The organism is bacterium (assembly GCA_035528375.1).
Taxonomy (GTDB): Bacteria; RBG-13-66-14; RBG-13-66-14; order RBG-13-66-14; family RBG-13-66-14; genus RBG-13-66-14.
Map to the genome: position 1 here is coordinate 37073 of DATKYS010000118.1, position 20143 is coordinate 57215.

The 20143-nt window shown below is 66.1% G+C and carries 15 protein-coding genes; 8 read left to right on the top strand and 7 right to left on the bottom strand.

The features are described 5' to 3' along the window. The first annotated feature begins 110 nt into the window (after window positions 1-110). Together VM054_09430 and VM054_09435 are read left to right on the top strand one after the other, a co-directional pair. Window positions 111-2633, top strand: coding sequence for a clostripain-related cysteine peptidase (locus VM054_09430; protein ID HUT99281.1), 2523 nt, complete (start codon window positions 111-113; stop codon window positions 2631-2633). A 158-nt stretch (window positions 2634-2791) separates the two neighbouring features. Next, window positions 2792-3301 (top strand): NYN domain-containing protein, encoded by a 510-nt coding sequence (locus VM054_09435; protein HUT99282.1) that lies wholly within the window; start codon window positions 2792-2794, stop codon window positions 3299-3301. Between the two features lie 119 nt (window positions 3302-3420). Here VM054_09435 and VM054_09440 read toward each other — a convergent pair whose 3' ends face one another. From VM054_09440 to VM054_09450, 3 genes are read right to left on the bottom strand one after another with little or no spacing between them, the layout of a single operon-like run. After that, window positions 3421-4155, bottom strand: a complete 735-nt coding sequence (locus tag VM054_09440) for an ABC transporter permease (GenBank protein HUT99283.1) — start codon at window positions 4153-4155, stop codon at window positions 3421-3423. Beyond that, on the bottom strand, window positions 4148-5122 hold the full coding sequence (locus tag VM054_09445) for an ABC transporter ATP-binding protein (protein HUT99284.1): 975 nt from the start codon (window positions 5120-5122) through the stop codon (window positions 4148-4150). The genes VM054_09440 and VM054_09445 overlap by 8 nt, the downstream gene beginning before the upstream one ends. Next, entirely contained in the window at window positions 5119-6213 is a 1095-nt protein-coding gene (locus tag VM054_09450) for a hypothetical protein (GenBank protein HUT99285.1), read from the bottom strand. The genes VM054_09445 and VM054_09450 overlap by 4 nt, the downstream gene beginning before the upstream one ends. Window positions 6214-6309: 96 nt before the next feature. Between VM054_09450 and priA the strand changes: the two genes are divergently transcribed. From priA to VM054_09480, 6 genes are all read left to right on the top strand, one after another. Then, window positions 6310-8733 (top strand): primosomal protein N', encoded by a 2424-nt coding sequence (gene priA, locus VM054_09455; GenBank protein HUT99286.1) that lies wholly within the window; start codon window positions 6310-6312, stop codon window positions 8731-8733. Between the two features lie 66 nt (window positions 8734-8799). Further along, on the top strand, window positions 8800-9315 hold the full coding sequence (locus VM054_09460; GenBank protein HUT99287.1) for a prepilin-type N-terminal cleavage/methylation domain-containing protein: 516 nt from the start codon (window positions 8800-8802) through the stop codon (window positions 9313-9315). A gap of 348 nt (window positions 9316-9663) precedes the next feature. Further along, on the top strand, window positions 9664-11559 hold the full coding sequence (locus VM054_09465; GenBank protein HUT99288.1) for a T9SS type A sorting domain-containing protein: 1896 nt from the start codon (window positions 9664-9666) through the stop codon (window positions 11557-11559). Window positions 11560-11734: 175 nt separating this feature from the next. Beyond that, window positions 11735-12679 (top strand): ribose-phosphate pyrophosphokinase, encoded by a 945-nt coding sequence (locus VM054_09470; protein ID HUT99289.1) that lies wholly within the window; start codon window positions 11735-11737, stop codon window positions 12677-12679. A 4-nt stretch (window positions 12680-12683) separates the two neighbouring features. Then, entirely contained in the window at window positions 12684-13616 is a 933-nt protein-coding gene (locus VM054_09475) for a hypothetical protein (protein HUT99290.1), read from the top strand. Continuing rightward, on the top strand, window positions 13616-15316 hold the full coding sequence (locus tag VM054_09480) for a glycosyltransferase family 4 protein (GenBank protein ID HUT99291.1): 1701 nt from the start codon (window positions 13616-13618) through the stop codon (window positions 15314-15316). Before VM054_09475 ends, VM054_09480 begins: the two co-directional genes overlap by 1 nt. Here the strand turns inward: VM054_09480 and nagZ are convergent. The 4 genes from nagZ to VM054_09500 form a co-directional block, all read right to left on the bottom strand. Continuing rightward, window positions 15313-16626 carry a beta-N-acetylhexosaminidase gene (nagZ, locus tag VM054_09485; protein ID HUT99292.1) on the bottom strand — a complete coding sequence of 438 codons (1314 nt, stop codon included), beginning with the start codon at window positions 16624-16626 and terminating at the stop codon, window positions 15313-15315. The genes VM054_09480 and nagZ overlap by 4 nt on opposite strands. Window positions 16627-16849: 223 nt before the next feature. Further along, window positions 16850-17299: a cob(I)yrinic acid a,c-diamide adenosyltransferase gene (locus VM054_09490; protein HUT99293.1), complete on the bottom strand. Its 450-nt coding sequence runs from the start codon at window positions 17297-17299 to the stop codon at window positions 16850-16852. A 30-nt stretch (window positions 17300-17329) separates the two neighbouring features. Continuing rightward, entirely contained in the window at window positions 17330-19375 is a 2046-nt protein-coding gene (locus VM054_09495; protein HUT99294.1) for an HD domain-containing phosphohydrolase, read from the bottom strand. Between the two features lie 185 nt (window positions 19376-19560). Next, complete coding sequence (locus VM054_09500) at window positions 19561-20043, bottom strand: ATP-binding protein (protein ID HUT99295.1); 483 nt, start codon at window positions 20041-20043, stop codon at window positions 19561-19563. Between the last annotated feature and the right edge of the window lie 100 nt (window positions 20044-20143).

Sequence of the window (20143 nt, forward strand, 5' to 3'; positions counted from 1 at the left end):
TTCTAATAAATTGACAGTCGGGATTTTTTCCGCTAGATTGTTGGTGGATTGGTACATTTTACGGCGTAGACCCTTTTGACATTTTTTATTTCAGACAAAGGAGCCCGTAAATGAAGAAGCTGATGTTGGTCCTCATCCTCCTGACGCTGCCCCTGGCTGCGCTGGCCGAGTCCTGGACCGTCATGGTATGGCTCAACAACCAGAACAACCTGAAAACCTACGGCTGGGACGACGTCAACGAGATGGAGGACTGCAACTACAGCGCCTACCCCGACGGGGTGGACGTTATCGTGATGGTTGGATGGGACCCCGACAACCAAACCAAGCTTTTCCACATAGAAACCGACCCCGGCGGCTACGCCTCGGGCGGCTACGGGGACATCGTCTCCACTGAGATCACCGGCCACGGCATCTGGACCGGCAACGTGGCCAACATGGACGATCCCCAAATCTTCGAGAACTTCATCCAGTGGGTCACCGACAACTACCCCGCCGACAACTACCTCCTCGACGCCTGGGACCACGGCAGCGGCATCTTCCTGGAGGACGAGACCAAGGACTGGATAGACCGCGGGATGTGCAGCAACCTGAAAATCTGGCAGATCGAGGAGGCCCTGGAGAACGTCGGCGAGTTCATAGACGTCATCGGCTTCGACGTCTGTCTGGGCGGGCAGATAGAGAACGGCTACCAGTATCTGGGCGACGTGGGCATCTGCATCTGCAGCGAGGACTCGGAACCCGGCGACGGGTGGGATTACCAGGCGTTCAACATTTTCGAGGAGGACTCGAGCGTCACCCCGGAGGAGATAGCCGCCCGCATCGTCAACGATTACCTGGACTTCTACGGTTCCGGCGTGACCCAGGCCGCCCAGAACGTGAAGAACTGGTCCACCGTCATGGAAGGCGATTGGGCGGACCTCTGCCAGTCGCTCTTCGACAACTGCTACACCTACCAGGACCGGATAACCGTCGCCCGGAACTCCGCCGACTACTGGAACACGCCCGACGACCGCGACCTGTACCAGTTCGTGGAAGCCCTGGCGGGAGACGGTTCCCTGCCCGGCGATCTGCACACCAAGGCCGCGCAGGTCGTCGCCGACCTCGAGGACTACGTTCTCGCCGGCGGGATGCACAACCCCATTGACTCCGGCGACGGGATGGCCGTCTACTTCCCCGCGAACGGATCGGACCACCCGAACTGGGCCACCTACACCACCCTCATCAACTTCTCCGACACGCTGTGGGACGAATTTTTGGAAATGTACGCCGATCCCTACCCCGTGCAGCCGGTTTCCATCGCCTTCGATTCCGTCGTCTACGACGATTCCGCAGGCGGCAACGGCGACGGAAAGCTCGACCCCGGCGAGGCGATTGAAGCGACCATAACCCTGCTCAACGACGGCACGGACACCGCGACGAGCGTCGCCGCCACCCTCATCATTGATGACGCCTACTTCACCGTCACGGATGCGTCCGGCGACTTCGGCCCCATCCCCCCCGGTGGAACCGCCTCCGACACGTTCAGGTTCAGCATCGGCAGCTTCTGCCCCGACCACTACTACACCTACGCCGACCTGGCCATCACCGCCGACGGCGGCTACGCCACCGAGGCCACCTTCGGCATCGTCGTCGGGGTGGGCTTCGAGGACGACGTGGAGTCGGGCGAGGACTTCTGGACCCACGGCGGCACCGGCGACCAGTGGCACGTCTCCACCGAGGACGCGCACTCCCCCACCCACTCCTGGAAGTGCGGAGACACCGGCTCCGGCGGCTACGGCAACGGCCAGAATTCCTGGATCAAGACCTGCCCCATCTTCGTGGACGCGGACCACGACGAGCTGAGCTTCTGGACCAGATACGACATGGAATCGGGCTACGACTTCGTCTACCTCGACGTTTCGGTGGACGGGGGTGCCTGGGTCCAGAAGGACGTCTTCAGCGGGACGAACCTGGAATGGACCAGGAAGAGTTACGATTTCTCCCCCTACACGGACGATATCGTCGAGGTGCGGTTCCGCTTCTCCTCCGACGGCGGTCTTACCTTAGAGGGCTTCTACTTTGACGACGTCTGTGTGGAAGAGCAGACCTCGGACATCGGCTCCGTGGCCTTCTCCGGCGAGGCCGTGGACGAGGGGATCCTGCTCGCCTGGAGACCGGACAACCCGGCGGAAATCACGGGGGTGAACGTACTCCGCGAGGAAAAGGATGGCTACGTCCGGCTGAACGAAACTCCCCTGACCGGCGGACGCTACCTGGACCTCGATGTCTCACCCGGTTCGAGCTACCGCTACGAGCTGGAGGCGCTGGGCGCCGACGGCTCCAGGAACTTGTACGGCCCCATCGAGGTGGCCGGTTCGGGCGCCGGGGCGCGGGTCACGAGACTGGAGCCGTGCTACCCCTGCCCGGCCGTAACCTTCACCACGGTTCCCTTCACCCTGGCCACCGACGGGTCCGTCCGGATAGACGTGTACGACCTGGCCGGCCGCCTGGTACAGACCGTCGCCCGCGGTGAATTCGCGGCGGGTCGCCACGAGGTCTCCTGGGGGACCGACGGCGTCGCCAACGGCGTTTACCTGATCCGCCTGGCGGGCGGAGGGACGACGGCGACGCAGCGGGTAGTCGTCTCCCGGTAAGCGATTCCCCTACGCAAACGAGGGGGACCCGCGGGTCCCCCTTTCCGCTGCGAAGTTTTTTCCACCTCGCCTCTTCCGGCGAATTGACACGACGGGTGGGCCTTGGTAAGCTAGCGCCTCCCAAGGCCGAATACTAAAAAAACATCCGGGGTGAGAAAATGAAGGTCGCTCTCTTCGTGGACGGCGTCAACATGTTCTACGCCCAGAAGAAGCTGGGCTGGCACCTGGACTATAAACGCATCCTCCACTACTTCATCCCCGATCCCGAGGACCTGTACAACGCCTTTTACTACACCGGCGTGCAGAACCCCACCGAAGCCAAGGAGGAAAACTTCCTCAACGCGCTGACCATGATGGGTTACACCGTGCGGCGCAAGAAGGTGAAGGTCATCTTCGACCTGGATTCCGGGGAGGAGATACGCAAGGCCAACCTTGACACCGAGATGGTCGTGGACATGTTCAACACGGTGGAGAACTACCAGCGCGCGATCATCTTCTCGGGCGACTCCGACTTCGAGCGGGCCCTGGAGCTGTTGCGCACCCGGGGCAAGGAGGTCATCGTCGTCTCGACCCGCGGGATGGTGGCCATCGAGCTCATCAACTCGGCGGACCGCTACTACGACCTGCAGTACCTGCGCGAGGAGTTCGAGAAGCTGCCGGGCACCTAGCCGGTCCGACCCGTGAACGGCCATAAAAGAAAGGCGCTTCGGCGCCTTTTTCGCTGGCGGCCCGCGAAGGACCCCGGACACAAAACGACTCGCCTTCACGGGGTCGGTGTCCGCTCACATCAGAGTATCCACCTGCGGCGGATGTTGCGCAGGCTCAGGAGGAAGAGGAGGGTACAGAAGCCGGCCAGGGCGGTGAAATCCAACCAGAGTGGGATGTAGGCCGCACCGCCCAGGCCGTCGCGCAGGGCGTCGACCCCATAGGTTACCGGCAGGGTGTAGGAAAGCGGCCGCAGCCAGCCGGGCAGACTGCTGAGCGGGATGAAGAGGCCGCAGAGAAAGACCATGGGGAAGCGCAGGAAGTTTGAGAAGGTTTGGGCCTCGAAGACCTCGCTCACGCTGACGGCGACGAAGAGGCCGACCAGGGCGGAACCGAAGGCGGTGAGGAGCACCGCAGGGACGACGACGAGCCATCGCACCGGACCGACGTCGGCCAGAAGCAGCCCTGCGGTCAACGGGACGGCGGAGTTTAGCACACCGAATAGGACCGCCCCACCCAGCTTGGCCAACATCAGCGTCTCCAAGGTAAGCGGGGCCATGAGCAGGCGGTCGAAGGAGGCGGACCTGCGCTCGAAGGTGATGGTGACGGCCAGCATCGAGGTGGTGCCGAAGAGCACGCTCATCGCCGTGACCCCCGGCAGAAGGTGGGCGATGTCCACATCGCCGCCGGAGCGCAGGAAGAACATGAGCGTCCAGGCCAGGGGGAAGATCAGGCCCCAGCTTATGTTAGGCGGTTTGAAGTAGTAGGCCCGCAGGTCCTTCCGCAGGACCGCCCAGAAAGCTACGGCCTCAGTCACGGCGACCTCCCTTCTCGAGTCGCAGCCGCCCGGCCTCGACGCCGGTGACCCGGACGAAGACCTCCTCCAGGCTCCGGCGTAACCGCTGCGCCTCGAGCAGCCTTCGGCCGTGCTCGGCGAGGAAGGCCGCCAGGGGCGTCAGGTCCATTTCGTCGGTGGAGTGCAGGCAAAGGCGGTTGCCCGCCCTGGACTCCCATTCCAGACCGGGGAACCGCCTGCGCAGTTTCTCCACCAGACCCGCCGGCACGGTGTCCAGCTCCAGCTCCAGGCTGCGGCGCCCCCGCAGCTCCTCCAGTAGCTTGTCCACGGTGTCGCACCGCACGATACGCCCCTCGACGATGAAGGCCACCCGGTCGCAGAGGCGTTCGGCTTCTTCAATGTAGTGTGTGGTGAGGAAGATGGTCGTCCCCATCTGGGAGAGCCCGGAGAGGAGGCGGCGGATTTCACGGGCGTTGGGCACGTCGACGCCGGTGGTGGGCTCGTCTAAAAAGAGCAGCCTCGGCCTGTGGATGAGGGCGGCGGCGATGGCGAGCCGGCGGCCCATCCCGCGGGAGTAACCGGAGAAACGCCGGTCGGCGGCCTTCTCGAGGTCGAAGGCCGCCAGGAGCTCGCCGGCCCTGCGACGCCGCTCTTCACGCTCGACGCCGTAGAGGGCGGCGCAGAACTCCAGGTTGTCACGTCCGGTCAGCTCGGGGTAGAGGCTGCTCGTGTCGGGCACGACGCCGAAAAGGTGCTGGGCGGCCTTGATGCGCCTTGTGTATTCCTCCCCATAATAATGAATGCGCCCGGCGTCGGGTCGCGCCAGGCCGGTGAGCATCTTTATTGTGGTCGTCTTGCCGGCGCCGTTGGGCCCCAGAAAACCGAAGACCTCTCCGGGGAACACGTCGAAATCCGCGCCGTCGACGGCGGTAACGTCGCCGAAGCGTTTGACGAGGCCCCGGACCCGGACTGCGGGGACGTCAGTCATCGGACGGGTTCCGGCTCCACCGACTCGAGACCCGTCCGGGGCGGTCGGCCCGTGTACGGATCCAGCCCCAGGTAGTCCAGCACCTCGCGCAGGGTGAAACCGGGCAGGCTGCACCGGATTCTCGTGGTCGCCTTCCACTTAGGCCCCTCCTGGGAACGGGCCGCGGCCAGCGCCTCCTCGATCAGCGCGCGCTCGCTCTCGGAAAGACCCGCGAAGGGATCGTCCAGGGTCTCCGCCTCCGGCTCCTCTCCGGCGAGGGACTCGCCCTCCAGGCTGCGTTTCTCCTCCGCCTGCGTCAGCTCCGTCTCCAGAATCTCGTAGACGACGCGCTCGGCGAACTGCAGGTACTCGCCCAGTTTGACCTCGGACACCAGGGGGGCGTCCTCCAGGGGGGGAGGACCGAGCTCAATCCGTTCGTCCAGGAGCGCGGCCAGCTCACCCGGTGCGCGGCGCTCGGCCTCCATCTCCGCCGCCCCGACGTCGCGCTCGGCCGTCCGGGGGTCCTGGTAGGCCATCTGTTTCTCGTACTCCAGAACCCAATCCACGTCGTAGGAACGGTCCAGCTCGCGGTCGAAGACGACGTCCACGGCGTCCAGGGAGTCGGAGCCGACCTGCGCGCAGTACCCACGCAGCTTCACCGCCGTGGCGTACCGGAAGCCTTCTTCCATAACGAGGTTCCGATCTAACTGGTCCAGCACCATCTCGCCCAGCCGGTCCCACTCGAAGACGTCCCCCGAAGGGAAAAGGGCGACCAGCTCATCGAGCACCCGGCAGCCGTCGGAGCACTTCCCCTGGTCCAGCAAAAGGGTGCTCCAGAGCAGGAGCAGGTCGTCCTTGTGCTCCCCGTCGTTGTAGGTGTAGGCGAAGGTGACCAGGGTCAAGGCCCCCTCGTAATCGCCCTCCCGGTAAGCCTCCTCGGCCAGGCCCAGCAGGCGCTCCGTCTCGGCGTCGGAGAGGTTCCCGAAGAAGACGGTGGCGGTCACGTCCCCGTAAACCCCCACCGTTTTGACGTTCAACACAACGGCCAGCACCGCGGCCCCCAGTGTGACGACCACCAGAATCACGATGATGAGGGTGCGTTTTCCGGCCATTTTACCCGCGCTTTGACCCGTCGTTTATACCGTTGCATAATCTACCAGACCGGAGGGGGAGGGGTCAACTCGGAAACGGACGGGGGACGGACGCCGATGGGCACCGATGACGGACAGCTCTACGTCGAGGTCGCGCTGAACCTGGAGCTCCGGCGGACCCTCACCTACTCCCTGCCGCCGGGGATGCGGGCCGAACCGGGCGCGCGGGTTCACGTTCCGCTCCGGGGCGCGACAGCCCTGGGTTTCGTCGTGGAAGTCCTTGACCAACCACCGGGGGGAATGGACCCCGCCGCGATCCAGCCCGTGAAAGGGGTGTTGGACGACCGGTCGCTCTTCGACGAAAAGCGGCTCACCCTGGGCCGCTGGCTGGCCGATTACTACTCGGAGCCCCCGGGCGTCACGCTGGACGCCATGCTCCCCGTCGGGTCCCGCACGCGCCGGATGTACGGCTACGGCCCGACCGGGCCGCCACTGGACCTGGGGGGGACCGTCGCCGAAATCTGGAATCGGCTCCAGGACGGCCCCATCAACAGACGCAGGTTGATCCACGGTCTGGGGAAGGGGGCGGGGGCGGAGTTGGACCGCCTGGTCGCCGAGGGCCATCTGCGTACCTGGGACGAGCCGGCGGCGCCGCCGGTCACCGCGAAGGAGGGCCTCGCCGTCCGATTGATCGCCGACCCGCCGGAGCTGGGGGATTTTGGGAAAAAGTCACCCGCCGGGGCCCGCGCCCTGGCGTACCTCATCTCCCACACCGCGGGCCGGGACGCCGTCTGGGCCGCCGACGCCTGCCGGTCGGCCGAGGTCGGCTACTCCACCCTCCACGCCCTGGAAAAGAAAAAACTGGTGGAGCTCTTCCCCGTGGAGCGGTTGGATGAGGGGGACCCCGCCCCGCCGCCGCGCCACCGGCTCACCGACGAGCAGGACCGGGCCCTGGAGAGGATTACCGCCTCGCTGGGCGGCTACAGCGCCTTCCTCCTCGACGGCGTGACCGGCTCCGGGAAGACCGAGGTTTACCTCCGGGCGACGGAGGCGTGCCTGGCCGGGGACCGGAGCGTCATCGTGCTGGTGCCCGAGATAGCCCTGACGGCCCAACTGATGCGCCTGTTCCGCCGGTGGTTCGGGGACGGGGTCGCCCTGTTGCACTCGCGGCAGGGGTTCGCCCAGCGCCGCTCGGAGTGGCTGCGTCTTTACGAGGGAAAGGCCAGGGTGGCCCTGGGGCCGCGCTCCGCCGTGTTCGCCCCGGTGAGGAACCTCGGCCTGGTGGTGATGGACGAGGAGCACGAGGACGCCTACAAGCAGCAGGAGCAGCCCCGGTACCACGCCCGGGAGGTCGCGGCCAAGCGGTGCCGGATCGAGGGGGCGACACTGGTGCTGGGCAGCGCCACCCCCAGCGTCTGGACGGCACAGTTGGTTCTGGAGGAGAGGATCGAGCGGCTCCGGCTCACGGAGCGGGTGGACGGGGCGAGCTTCCCCACGGTCCAACTGGTGGACGTGCGCGGCCGGCCCCGCGACCAGCTCGTGCCGACCGAGCTACTGGAGGCGCTCAACCACGAGATAGGGAAGGGGCGGCAGGCGATAATCCTCCTCAACCGCCGCGGTTTCGCCACACAGGTCCGGTGTGAGACCTGCGGCTACATCCCCCTCTGCCCGGGCTGCGGCATACCCCTTGTGCTCCACGAGCCGGGCGGCGAGCTGCGCTGCCACCACTGCGGGCACCGGGAGGTCAAACCGAAGGCATGCCCCTCCTGCGGCGATCCGGACGCCCTGGGGATATTCGGCGCGGGCACCCAGCGGGTGGAACATGAGCTGGTCCGCCAGCTTCCCTTCGCCCGGGTGGTCCGGCTGGACACGGACGCCGCGACCGGGGCCGCGGGCCACGAGAAGGTGCTCTCCCGCTTCGCCTCCGGTCAGGCCGATATCCTGTTGGGCACGCAGATGGTGGCCAAGGGGCTGCACTTCCCGAAAGTGACGCTGGTGGGCGTCCTGCGGGCCGACGCCGGACTGGCCGTCCCCGATTTCCGCGCCGCCGAGCGAACCTTCAACCTTCTCTCCCAGGTCATCGGCCGGGCCGGACGGGGGGTCTGGCCGGGGAGGGCGATTCTGGCCGCCCACGCGCCCGAGCACTACGCCGTACGGGCCGCGGTTCGGAGCGATTACGACCTCTTCCTCACCGAGGAGCTGAGGCAGCGCCGCATCGGCAACTGGCCCCCCTTCGTCCGCCTGGCTTCGCTCGTATTCTCGGCGGAGAAGCCGGACGCCGCCCTGGCAACGGCGGAGAAAACGAAACACGCCGTCCTGTCCGCATTCGTGGAGAGCGGCTACGACGAGCGGCTGGTGCAGCTCCTCGGCCCGGCCCCGGCGCCGTTGCAGCGGCTGGCGGGGCGCTGGCGGTTCCAGCTTCTGGTCAAGGCCTCAAGCGGGGCGGCGCTCTCCCGGGGGGTGGAGACGGCCTTGCGGACGGGTGGGGGCGGCGGCGCGGTACGGCTGACCGTGGACGTGGACCCGGTATCCCTGATGTAGCGCCTTGACCGGTGGACGAGCCGCCGGTATACTTGGGGCGCGTCCACAGTCCACCGAGGAATTTTGATGAAGAGCCCCTTCGACCGCATCCGAGAGCGTCTGGCGGCAATTATGGCCGCGCCGTCGCGGATATTCGGCATCCGCGGCCTGACCCTCATCGAGCTGATGATCGTCCTGGCCATCATCGCCATCCTCATCGCCATCGCCGTGCCCAACATCATTGACTACATCTCCGACGCCAACCGTACCGCCTGCATCACCAACCAGTCGAACCTAGAGGTCGAGATAGCGCGGTACAAGTCCACCCACCCCGGCGCCCGGATAGGCCCGGCCGGGGCGCGGCTCTCCGACCCCAACGCCCACCCCAACGCCCAGGAGCTGATGGCCAACTCCTCCAACCCGGAAAACATCCGCCGGATGCTCACCTGTCCCGAGGCCGGGCAGGACGGCTCGGCGCCCGGCTACCACTACGCCTATTCCGACGACCAGGGGCACATCGAGTGCGCCATGGACAACGCGGGATTAGTGCGCGCCGAGGGCGCTGACTTCAACCACGACCGCTTCAACGTTGGAGAAGAGTAGCCTTTCTGTGGCTTCACTTCACCCTTTTTCTCTCCCGCTCATACCGTTAATTTTCCCTGCCATGCTCCGGGACAAGAATATCGGGCGCTGACACCCCTCTTTAGCCTGAATCCCGGGCAAAACGACACCCTCGCCTCATCATTAGAATTTCGTGATATTGAGGTCTATAATCCGCGCGAAACGTCCGTGGCAAAAAAAAAAGACGGTCTGACCGCCTCTTAAGATTAAGATTGTCGAAGAGCAGCAACCTCCAAACCGACCGTTTCCACCGCTGATAACCCTCACGAAAACCCGCCCCGCGCGAGGCCGGCCCCTCCGGCGACGCGGGCTGACAATCGAGGAGTAATCATGAGAAGCGCGATTGCGATGCTTTTGATCATCACCGCCGCGGCCCTGGCCATCACCGAGGCCCCGCTCTTTTTCTCCGAGATGCAGAGAGCCGACGCGGACAGGCCCCGGGTCGGCCCCGCGCCGCCCGGAACCGCCGAGTACAACATTGGAGACCACCTCCAGCTCTGGAAGTGGAACCTTTCCGGCTACCCGACTCAGGACCTCGTGGACTGCACCATCCGCGGAAAAAGAGACCACGGCTACGTCGTCGTGGACGACACGGTCTGGGGAAGTCAGGTGAACCAGACCGACGTCAACCAGATTCTCGAGGCCTGGGAGAACTCCTCGGACGGCCCCCGCCCCGGCGACGGCATCTACGAGATAAACACCACGACCTTCGGGCCGTGCCCCGACGAGATTGACGGGGACCCGCGCGTGTTCCCTTTCTACTACGACCTGGACATCTCCGCCGACGGCTTCTGGATGTTCTACGACGAGTACCCCGACGGCGAGTACGAATGGCACTCCAACGAGCGGGAAATCGTCTACCTGAACAGCTCGGACAACGACCCCGGCGGGGACTACATGATAGCCGTCGCCGCCCACGAGTGCCAGCACATGCTCCACTGGTACCAGGACTCCGACGAGCTCGCCTGGGTGGACGAGGGCTGCGCCGAGCTGGCCATGTTCCTCTACGGGCATCCCGACTCCATCAGCGGCTTCAACGGCAACTCGGACAACGACCTGACGGCCTGGAACGGCGCCTGGGCTGACTACATCAAGACCTACCTCTGGACGCTCTACCTCTACGAGCACTACGGCGAGGGCTCCGCCGACCCGGTGGACCTCGTATGGGAGCTGGTCCACGAGCAGGCGAACTCCATCACCGGGGTGAACAACGCCCTGGACACCGTGGACGCCGGGACCACCTTCGAGGATATCCTGCCCGACTGGGTCGCCGCGAACTTCCTCGACCTGGCGGACTCCGACCTCTTCGATGGCCGGTACAGCTATTTCGGCGAAGACTTGCCGCTCTTCACCCCCGCCTCGATCCACAACAACTACCCCGCCTCGGGCTCCAACAGCCTCTCCCGCTACGCCGGGGAGTACGTGCTCTTCGTGGAGCCCGGACGCGGGCCTGAAATCACCGAATGGCTCTACGGAACCTTCGACGGCCACGACGCCTCCGACTTCACCGTGGACGTCCTGCGCATAGACTCGGGCGACGAGTCGGCCACCGAGGTCGCGCGCCTCGACCTGGACTCGGAGAACTGGTCCACCTTCGACGCGCCGGAATTCCCGTACACCCACGACCGGGTGGTGCTCGTGACGACGAGGCCGACCGCGGCGGGGCCCGGAACCTACGACTACCACGCTGACGTGAGCGAAACCGGCGTCGGGGACGCGGAATTCAGCGCCGCGCGCACCGGGGACGGCGTCCTGACCCGGTGGAGCTCGCCAGAGGCGCGGACGGTCGTCCTTCTGCGCGAGGACGGGGCGGAGGAGACAACGGTAGTCCGGCTGGATTCCACCGAGGGTCGCTATCTCGACCGGGAGGCCCCGGATGCCGGCTGTTACTACGTTCTCGAAGTGACGGACCTCTCCGGGCGGCGGACGCGCCTCGGACCGGTGGAGGTGGGTCCCGCCGAGAGCGACCGCGCCGGTCTCACTCTCAGCGCGCCTTACCCCTCGCCCTCCTCCGACCGGGTGACCTTCGAATTCACCGTCCCCGGCGATGGAGCGGCCCGATTCGTCATTTACGACCTCGCCGGTCGCGAGCTGTTCTCGACGGCGGTGACGCCGGCGGAGGGACGCGTGGTGTGGGATTCCTCGGCCGCGGCTCCGGGGGTGTACCTGGCACGGCTCGCCGGTGACGGGTGGACGGTCGGCCGCCGGCTGGTCATCGTCCGCTGAACCGGCGAAGCGCCACTTTAAAAGTAAGGTTCTTCACGGGGATGGCGAAAGTCATCCCCTTTTCGCGCCGGGGACGCCCGGCGACCGGGGCGGCTGTGGTAGAATAAACGTCGAGAAAATCCGACGGCCCCGCACGTCCGAACCGACCCACCACCCGACTCCCGGGAGTCACGCCATGCTCGACCTGTTCCTCTTCTCCGGCAACGCCCACCCCCGTCTGGCCGAGGACGTCGCCGCCTACCTGCACTCGCCGCTGCGCAAGCGGGTTCTGGACCGCTTCGCCGACGGCGAGGTGCGGGTGGAGATAGGCGAGAACGTCCGCGGCCGCGACTGTTTCGTTTTCCAGCCCACCTGCGGCTCGCCCTCGGCCACCGTCAACGACAACCTGATGGAGCTGTTGACGATGGTGGACGCCCTGCGCCGGGCCAGCGCCCGCCGGGTCACCGCCGTCGTCCCCTACTTCGGCTACGCCCGCCAGGACCGCAAGGACAAGCCCCGCGTACCGATAACGGCCAAGCTGGTGGCCAACCTCCTGACGCGGGCCGGGCTGGACCGCCTTTTGACCCTGGACCTCCACGCCGGCCAGATCCAGGGCTACTTCGACATCCCGGTGGACAACCTCCTGCCGCGCCCCCTCTTCCTGCGCGAGCTGCACAACTTCGACCCCGCCGAGCTGGTCATCGTCGCCCCCGACGCCGGATCGGCCAAGATCAACCGCTCCTACGCCGACCGGCTGGACTGCGGCTTCGCCATCGTGGACAAGAGCCGCTACTCCACCGACGCCTCCAAGGCCCTGACCCTCATCGGCGAGGTCGAGGAAAAGCACTGCTTCATCATTGACGACATCGTGTCCACGGGCGGGACCATGGTCAACGCCGCGCGGCTTTTATCCGAGCGGGGGGCCAAGAGCGTGCGCGCCGCGGTGACCCACGGCGTCTTCTCCGGGAAGGCCTACGAGAAGCTCGCCGATTCGGTCTTCACCGAGTTCATCGTCACCGACTCCATTCCCCTGCGACCCGGCGCGCCCGGAATCATCCGGACCATCAGCGTGGCCAAGCTCATGGGGGAGGCCATCCGCCGGACGCACTACGACCTCTCGATCAGCGTCCTTTTCATTTAACTCTATGCGCAAAAGACTGATTCTCACGGCCGCCGCGCTTCTCATGGCGGCGGCCTGCTCAGACATAGACCTGGCGCCCTTCTGGAGCGAGTACGAGCTGCCGGAAGGCCCGGCGCTGGGCCTGCGCGACATCGCGGCCACCCCGACGGGAGAGGTGTGGGTCGTGGGCCAGGTTGGGGAGGCGTGGTACTGCGACGGGGACTCTTGGATAAACATAAACAGCGGTCATGACGACTACGAGCTGACCGGCGTGGCCCCGGACGAGGGCGGCGGCTGCTGGGCGGTGGGCGCCGACTCCGAGGAGAAGGGTTGCATCCTCCGCTATGACCCCGCCGAAGGATGGAGTGAGGTCGGCCCGCCCGGGACGCCGGCCTTCCTCGCCGACGTGGCCGCGAGAAGCGATGGCTCGGTGGTAACAGTGGGCTCCGAGGGCCAGGTCTGGCGGCGGCGGACGGACTGGGAATTGGTCTGGAGTGACGCCGACTACATCTGGCGGGCGGTGGACGTTCACGCCTCCGGCGAGGCGCTCGTTGTCGGCGTGAGAATTTCCACGGGCAACGGCGCCTACCTGCATTTCAACTACACCGACGACGATTATACCGTTGAAGATATAGACGGTGGGCGGCTGGAGGATTGCGCCCTGACGGATTCCGACGCCGGCTGGGCCGTGGACGCCGACGGCTGCATCTACCGTTACGATGCCGGGACGATGGATACGGTCGCCGACACCGGCGTTCTCCTGCGCGGGCTGGCCGTCGAGCCGGACCGCGACGACGCCCTCTGGCTCTGCGGTCCCGGCGGAACGCTGGTTCACTACGTCAACGGCGAGCTGGAGTACCCCGATTCACACACCGATGAGAACCTGCACGACCTGGTGCTGGTCAACGCCGACGAGGGTTGGGCCGCGGCCCAGACACTCCTTTTGGAGTACCGCTGATGCGCGACCTCGTCATAGACTTCAACTACCCCGAGGGGGCCCGGTGGCCCCCGGCCGACGAGCGCATCCGCCTCGACGACCTCCCCCCGACGGGAGGTTTCGGCCTCTTCCGCGCGGTGCGCGCCGCGGCTAGGTATCCGCACTACCGGCGCGTCTACCTCGCGTGCAAGGACCAGCGCCACGTGAAAACCTGGCTCCTCCTCGCTGCCCTTTCCCTGGCCGAGGAGGTCTGGTATGTCATGCTCTTCACGCCGGTTCAGCGGATCACCAAGGGCGGGCTCCTCTGGACGCTGCCCTTTTTTCGGAAAATCCCGTCCCGCGTGGCGGCGCGGGAATTCACCCGACGTCTCCGGGCGACCGTCCCCCGCGGCGCACCGCTCAAGACGGGGGGCGTCCTCCTGCTGGCCCACTCGTACCCGCCCTCCGCGGGGGGAATCCAGACCTCGATGGTCCACGCCGCCGAGGGTTTTACCGAACGCGGCCTCCCCGTCCGCGTGCTTGACTGTTACCGCACGGGCTGGCGTTCCTACGACGCGGACAGCCCGGTGCCCATCCGGCGCGTCTACACCGGGAGGCGCTTCCGGCTGGGAGAGTGCCGTAGATTGGCGCGCCGTGCCGCCGAGGCCGCCCGCCCCCTCCCCGGCCGGCCGCCGTCCCGGGAAGTGGTAGGGACGATCGGAAAATTCCTCACCGCCTGCCCCGCGTGGAAGGCCGCCGAGTTTCTGGGAAATTTCGAGGCCGCCTGCCGGCTCATCTCCGAGGGCTCGCCGGACACCATCCACGTAGGGTACTGCCACCCGGATTCCCTGGCGGCGATGCTTCTGGCGGCGATCGGCGGCTGGCCATACCTCATCTACGCCCACGGCACCGAGACCCTCCGCTTCTCCAAGGATAAGCGCCTGGCACCCTTCTTCGCCAAAGGTTTCCGAGCGGCGGCGGCGGTGCTCGCCAACGCACATTACTGCGCCGAGATAGTGGAGCGGGGCCACGGCGTACCCCCCGACCGGATAGAAATCATCCACCCCGGGGTGGATTTTGGCCACTTCGACGCCCCGCCGCCCGAGGTCCTTCTCGACGAGCTCCGCCGGCGCCACGACATCTCGCCCGTCAACAGGGTGCTCTTCATCGTCGGGCGGGTGATCCCGCTCAAGGGGTTCGACACCGTTCTGCGGGCCCTGCCCCGGGTTCTGGAAGAATTCCCCGAGACCGTGCTCCTCCTGGGCGGCGACGGCTTCTACCTTCCGCGCATTCGCGGGATGGTCGGGGAGCTGGGCTTGACGGACGCGGTGCGCCTCCTGGGGCGGATTCCCGACGACGAGCTGGCGGCCTGTTATCACCTGGCCGACCTGTACGTGATGCCCAGCCGAGACGACCCGCCGGGCTCCTTCGAGGGATTCGGCATCGTTTTCATGGAGGCCGGGGCGGCGGGGACGCCGCAGATCGGCGGCCGGTCCGGGGGGATTCCCGACGCCGTGCGCGACGGGGAGACGGGCCTTCTTTGCGACCCGTGGGACCCGGACGACCTGGCGGAAAAAATCCTCCGCCTCTGGCGTGACCCGGACCTCTTGAAAAAGTTGGGCGAGGGGGCCCGGCGATGGGCCGCGGAGCAGGACTGGGAGCTGGTGATCGGGAGGAAGATGGCCCTGGATGAGCGGATGCGGAAATCGGCGGCCACCGGGGAGTGGACGCCGCCGGGTTAGCGCAGGGCGCCGTCCATGAGGGAACGGTGCTCGATCGAGCCACAGACCGAGACGTCGGGCGGGTCGTCCAGCAGCAGCCTCCACTCGAGGGGGTCAAGCCCCAGGCGCAGACAGAGCTCCCCGAAGGCGCGGTCGTAATCGCCGAACCCGGGCAGCGGCAGCCCCAGGGCCAGCTTAAAGAGCCACACCCGCAGAACGTGGCGGCGGAGCGAATCGCGCTCCAGGCCGCCTTCTTTCAACGCCGCCAGGACGGTGTCCCGGGCCTCGGTCATCCGGGCGGCCGTGTGGCAGATGAGCACCAGATCGGCCCCGGCCCCGAGCGCCATCACCGCCGCCTCGGGAAGCCCGTAGTTCTTCACTATCGCACCCATCTCCAGGTCGTCGGTCACCGCCACGCCGTCGAAGCCTATTTCGCCCCGCAGGGCGTCGTAGGCCGCCGGGGAGAGGCTGGCGGGCAGGTCGGGGTCCAGAGTAGGGACGACCACGTGGCTGACCATCGCCGCCTTGAGCCACTGACCGTCGGTCAAAAGCGCGCGGAAGGGTGGCCACTCGTAAGCCTCGAGGTGCTCCCGGTCCACGCCGATGACCGGCAGGTCGTAGTGGGCGTCCACGGCGGCCTCGCCCTTTCCGGGGAAGTGCTTGGCGCAGACGGCGACGCCGGACGCGAGAATCCCCCGGGCCACGGCGGCGGCGTACTCGCACACCACCTGCGGGTCCGAGGAAAAGGATCGGTCTCCGATGCCCGGGTTGGCCGGGTTCGTCAAAACGTCCACCACCGGGGCCAGGTTCCAGTTGCAACCCACCGCGGCCAGCTCCCGGCCGACGACCTCCCCCACCGTCTCGGCACCCGCGGGGTCCGTCCTCCCCGGCAGCTCGCCCATGGCCGGGATTGCGGTGAAGCCGTCCTTCAGCCGACGGACCCTTCCCCCCTCCTGGTCCACGGCGATGAGAAGGCCGGGCAGGCCCAGTTCCGCAGCCTCCGCCTGCAGGGCGCCGGTCAGCCCCCGGAGCCGGTCGGCGTCGGCGATGTTCCGGGTGAAGAGGATGACCCCGGCGGGCCGGAGCCCGGCGAGCCTCTCCACCGTCGCGTCGTTCAGGTCGAGGCCGTCCACCCCGACCACGAAGAGCTGCCCGACCAGCTCCTCGTCGGAGAGCTCCCCGATGCGCTCTAAAAGCGCGTTCCGCACGTCGTAATGCTCCAGGGCGATTTCCTCGGCGAAGGGGCCGAAACCCAGCCGGTTCGGCAGGAAGGCCAGGACGAGCGCGGCCGCCAGAAGGATCGGTACGGCTGTGAAGAGGACGACCTTCAACGTTCCGCCTTTTTTCGGGTCACGGCGACGCCGTCTCGGAACGCCGTCGCGTTCATACCGATCACACCACCCAACGGGGGTCGGTCGTTCCGCCGCGGCGAAATGACTTCCCTGTAATGAAGAGGGCTCTCACGCCCTCCGGCATCAAATACCGCACCACAGTGTGCCGATGAATCCAAGACGCGCCGTCGCAGACAATCGCAGAAAAAGCGGCCCACCGACCTCAGTGCTTGATGTCCAGCATCTCGACGACGGCATCGGCCCGCTTCACCAGTTCCACCGGCGCCCTGCGGCCGGTGAGGACCAGCTCCAAGGGGAATCCCACACGGAACACCGTCTCGACGTCCGCGAGGGGGATAAAACCGGCCTCCACCGCGTCCAGGAGCCCGTCCAGCACCAGCAGGTCATGGCCCCGGGCCTCGATTAGGTCGAGAGCCGTCCGCCAGCCCTTTTCCGCCGAGCTCCGCCCGCCCTCGCCGAGGTCGCAGGGAAAAACCTCGATTCCCAGCTTGACCGCCGACTCGGCCTCCCCGGACGTTTCCGGCCTCAGAAACCGCACCACCGCCACCCGTCCACCATTACCGCGCCGGCCCATCGCCAGGCCGAAAGCGGCGGCGCTGCCGGTCTCGACCTCGCCGGAATAGATCCTGACCCTGCGATCCGTATCAGCCACTCCATGCTCCTTGAAGCGGGATAAATCCGGTCAGACCTCGTCGCCGTGCTTGGCGGTGATCAGCCGGACGAAGAGGGACACCACCTTCGGGTCGTAGCGCGAGCCGGCCTCGGCCTCGAGCTCGGCCAGGGCCGACCGGGCGGTTTTGGGCTGCTGGTACCGTCGTCCCGAGATCATCGCGTCGTAGGAGTCCGCGACCGCCACCAGGCGTGCGCCGACGTAAACCTCCTCGCCCGCGAGCCCCAGGGTGTAACCCTTCCCGTCCCAGCGCTCGTGATGCTGGCGGACGGTCTTGATGCACTCCTCGTCGAAACCGAGGAGCTTGAGGATGTCCGCGCCGACCTCGGGGTGCGCCTCCACCTGTCTCTGCTCCTCCTCGGAGAGCTGCACCGTGTCCTGGATGGTGGCGTCGGCCAGGGTGGCTATCATGCCGACGTCGTGCAGAATGGCGCCGTAGACGATCTGGTGGATCTCCTGCCGGGGAAGGTCCATCATCTGCGCGAGCTTGGCCACGTAACGGCTGACGCGCTCGGAGTGACCGCGGGTGTAGGGATCGCGGGAGTCTATGGCGGCGATGAGACGGCCGACGGTGTCGCGGTCGTGCTTGTGCAGGCGCTGGAACAGGCGGGCGTTCTCCAGGTGGACGGACACCTGCTTGGAGAGGCTCCAGATGAGGTGCAGATCCTCGGCGTCGTAATCCAGTTGCCCGACCTTGGGCCCCAGGGCCAGGATGCCGAGGAACTCGCGCGTAGAGACGAGCCCGCAGACCATCGTAAAACCCAGCTCGGTCAGCTTCTGCTTCAGGCTGCCCGAGCCGTCCTCGGTCAGGGCGTCCAGCGGCAACGGCTTCTTCGTCGTCAAGAGCTCACGGCGGACGTCCTCGGAGAGAACCTGGGAGTAGGTCAGGTCGAGCTCGTCGGTGATGCCCTTGGCGAGCTTGAGGTTCAGGTGGTCGCCCTCCATCAGGAAGACCGCCGTGCGGCTGACGCCGAGCTGGCCGATGACGATGACCAGGAAGGTGTTCAACAGCTCGTGAACGGCGAATTGGCCGCTGAAATCACGGGCGGCCTGGAACATGGTCTTGAGCTCGAGGGTCTTGCGGGTGAGCTTTTTACCGGCAAGGGTCAGCTCCTCGTCCGCCTGCGTCAGCCGCTCCGAAGCAGCCGCCAGTTCACCGACTAAAGGCTCGACCGAGAGGTGGTAGAGGATGAACCAGTTGAGCTGGCGGCCCAGGAGGGCGAGGGCTTCGACCTCACCCTCGATGATGGGGCTGGGACCGAAACAGATGAACGCGTGGAGACCCTCGCCCGAGCGGATGCGGAGAATGCCCTGCGTGCCCGCCATCTGTAGCGTCTCAAGCTCCTCCGACGAGGGGAACGTACGGCGCCAGCGCGGGAAGAGGAGGAAGTCGCTCTTCGCGCCGCGCAGACGGTCCACGAAATCCCCGTCCACGGGCAGGCGAAAGCCCGGGCCGATGCCGATCCCCTGGCCCGCGACGACCAGGGGCGCGAAAAATCCGTCGCCCGTCTGGTTGAAGAGCGCCATCCACGGGATGCCGAAGACGTCAACGGCGGCGCTGAGGGCCAGCGCGATGGGCTGATCAGAGCTCCTGAGACGGACCAGGATGTCTGAAAACTCGAGCACGTCCTTGGGGGTGGCCAGGGAGCGAAGGGGGACCTCGATGGGGGACTCGGGCACCAGGACTTCGGACGTCGTGGGGGTCAGGTGGGAAAAATGGTCCAGGGCCTCGTCAACCGAGTCGTAAATTTTAAAGTAATCCAGAAGGTCCAGGGATTCCAGCACGCGACGGATGCGGGGGGGGATGAGCGCGAAAACGATGTCGCCGTCCGAGGCCCGGACCTCCTTGGCCACGGAGATAAAGGCGCCCACGCCCGCGCTGGAGATGAACTCGAGCTTATCGAGGATGAAGACGGTGTTGTACACACCCTCGCCCAGGCAGACCTCGAAGAGTTTCTGGATGTCCGTCGAGCCCTCGATGCCGAGCATGCCGGAAATTTCGTAGACGCGGACGCCGTCCGGGGTGGTGCGGTTGAGGGTTATGGAGAGCTCGTGCATGGCCGTGGGTGCCCCGGTTAATAGGAAACGAAATTACGTCCCCGGTAAAACGGACGTGGAGGGGTGGTTATCTTCTTTAATAGCCAATCACAAACCGTGCCAGCTCCGTAGAGGCGTGCCGAGGTGGTGAATCCACGAGCCGCCATCCGGATCGAAACCGCAAAACTACTGCGGGTCGGGGCTTTTCAAGGCGTAGGTCGCACCTTGAACCCCTTCTTCATCTCCAGAACGTTCAGGCCGTCCCGGTTGTAGAAGTTGACCTCGTCCATCAGGTTGTGGATCATCCAGAGGCCCAGCCCTCCGTCGGCCCCCCTGTCAATGAGCTCCCACACGTCGGGCGAGGTGCGACCTCCGGTGCGACCTCCGGTGCGACCCACGTCGTCGGGAGGCCGGAAGGGGGGTCCCGAATCGTAGATGAAGATGATTGCCGCGGATTCCTGTATCTCCAGCTCCACCTTGATGTCGAGCTTCGGGGAGTCTTTGTAGGCGTGCTCGATGACGTTGGCGCAGCCCTCGTAAACCGCCAGGGTTATGTCGTCGCGCACGGTTCCCGGTACGCCGTGCAGGGAAGCCACCCGGTTGACGAACCGCTTGATACCCGCCAGGGCCTCGAGGTCGGATTTCAACCGGATGCTGTACTTGTTGTGCTTCATCCTCGCCGGGTTCACGGGACCCCCGAAACCCGCGTTCGGAGGGTAATTACGGCCCTATCAGCAAGCAATGATAGGGCTTGGCGTAAAAAAAGTCAACGCAGCCGATTTTAAAGCT

Coding starts and splice junctions, on each gene's coding strand:
- VM054_09430 (HUT99281.1), top strand. CDS start 111: ATGAAGAAGCTGATGTTGGTCCTCATCCTCCTGACGCTGCCCCTGGCT.
- VM054_09435 (HUT99282.1), top strand. CDS start 2,792: ATGAAGGTCGCTCTCTTCGTGGACGGCGTCAACATGTTCTACGCCCAG.
- VM054_09445 (HUT99284.1), bottom strand. CDS start 5,122: ATGACTGACGTCCCCGCAGTCCGGGTCCGGGGCCTCGTCAAACGCTTC.
- VM054_09450 (HUT99285.1), bottom strand. CDS start 6,213: ATGGCCGGAAAACGCACCCTCATCATCGTGATTCTGGTGGTCGTCACA.
- priA (HUT99286.1), top strand. CDS start 6,310: ATGGGCACCGATGACGGACAGCTCTACGTCGAGGTCGCGCTGAACCTG.
- VM054_09460 (HUT99287.1), top strand. CDS start 8,800: ATGAAGAGCCCCTTCGACCGCATCCGAGAGCGTCTGGCGGCAATTATG.
- VM054_09465 (HUT99288.1), top strand. CDS start 9,664: ATGAGAAGCGCGATTGCGATGCTTTTGATCATCACCGCCGCGGCCCTG.
- VM054_09470 (HUT99289.1), top strand. CDS start 11,735: ATGCTCGACCTGTTCCTCTTCTCCGGCAACGCCCACCCCCGTCTGGCC.
- VM054_09475 (HUT99290.1), top strand. CDS start 12,684: ATGCGCAAAAGACTGATTCTCACGGCCGCCGCGCTTCTCATGGCGGCG.
- VM054_09480 (HUT99291.1), top strand. CDS start 13,616: ATGCGCGACCTCGTCATAGACTTCAACTACCCCGAGGGGGCCCGGTGG.
- VM054_09495 (HUT99294.1), bottom strand. CDS start 19,375: ATGCACGAGCTCTCCATAACCCTCAACCGCACCACCCCGGACGGCGTC.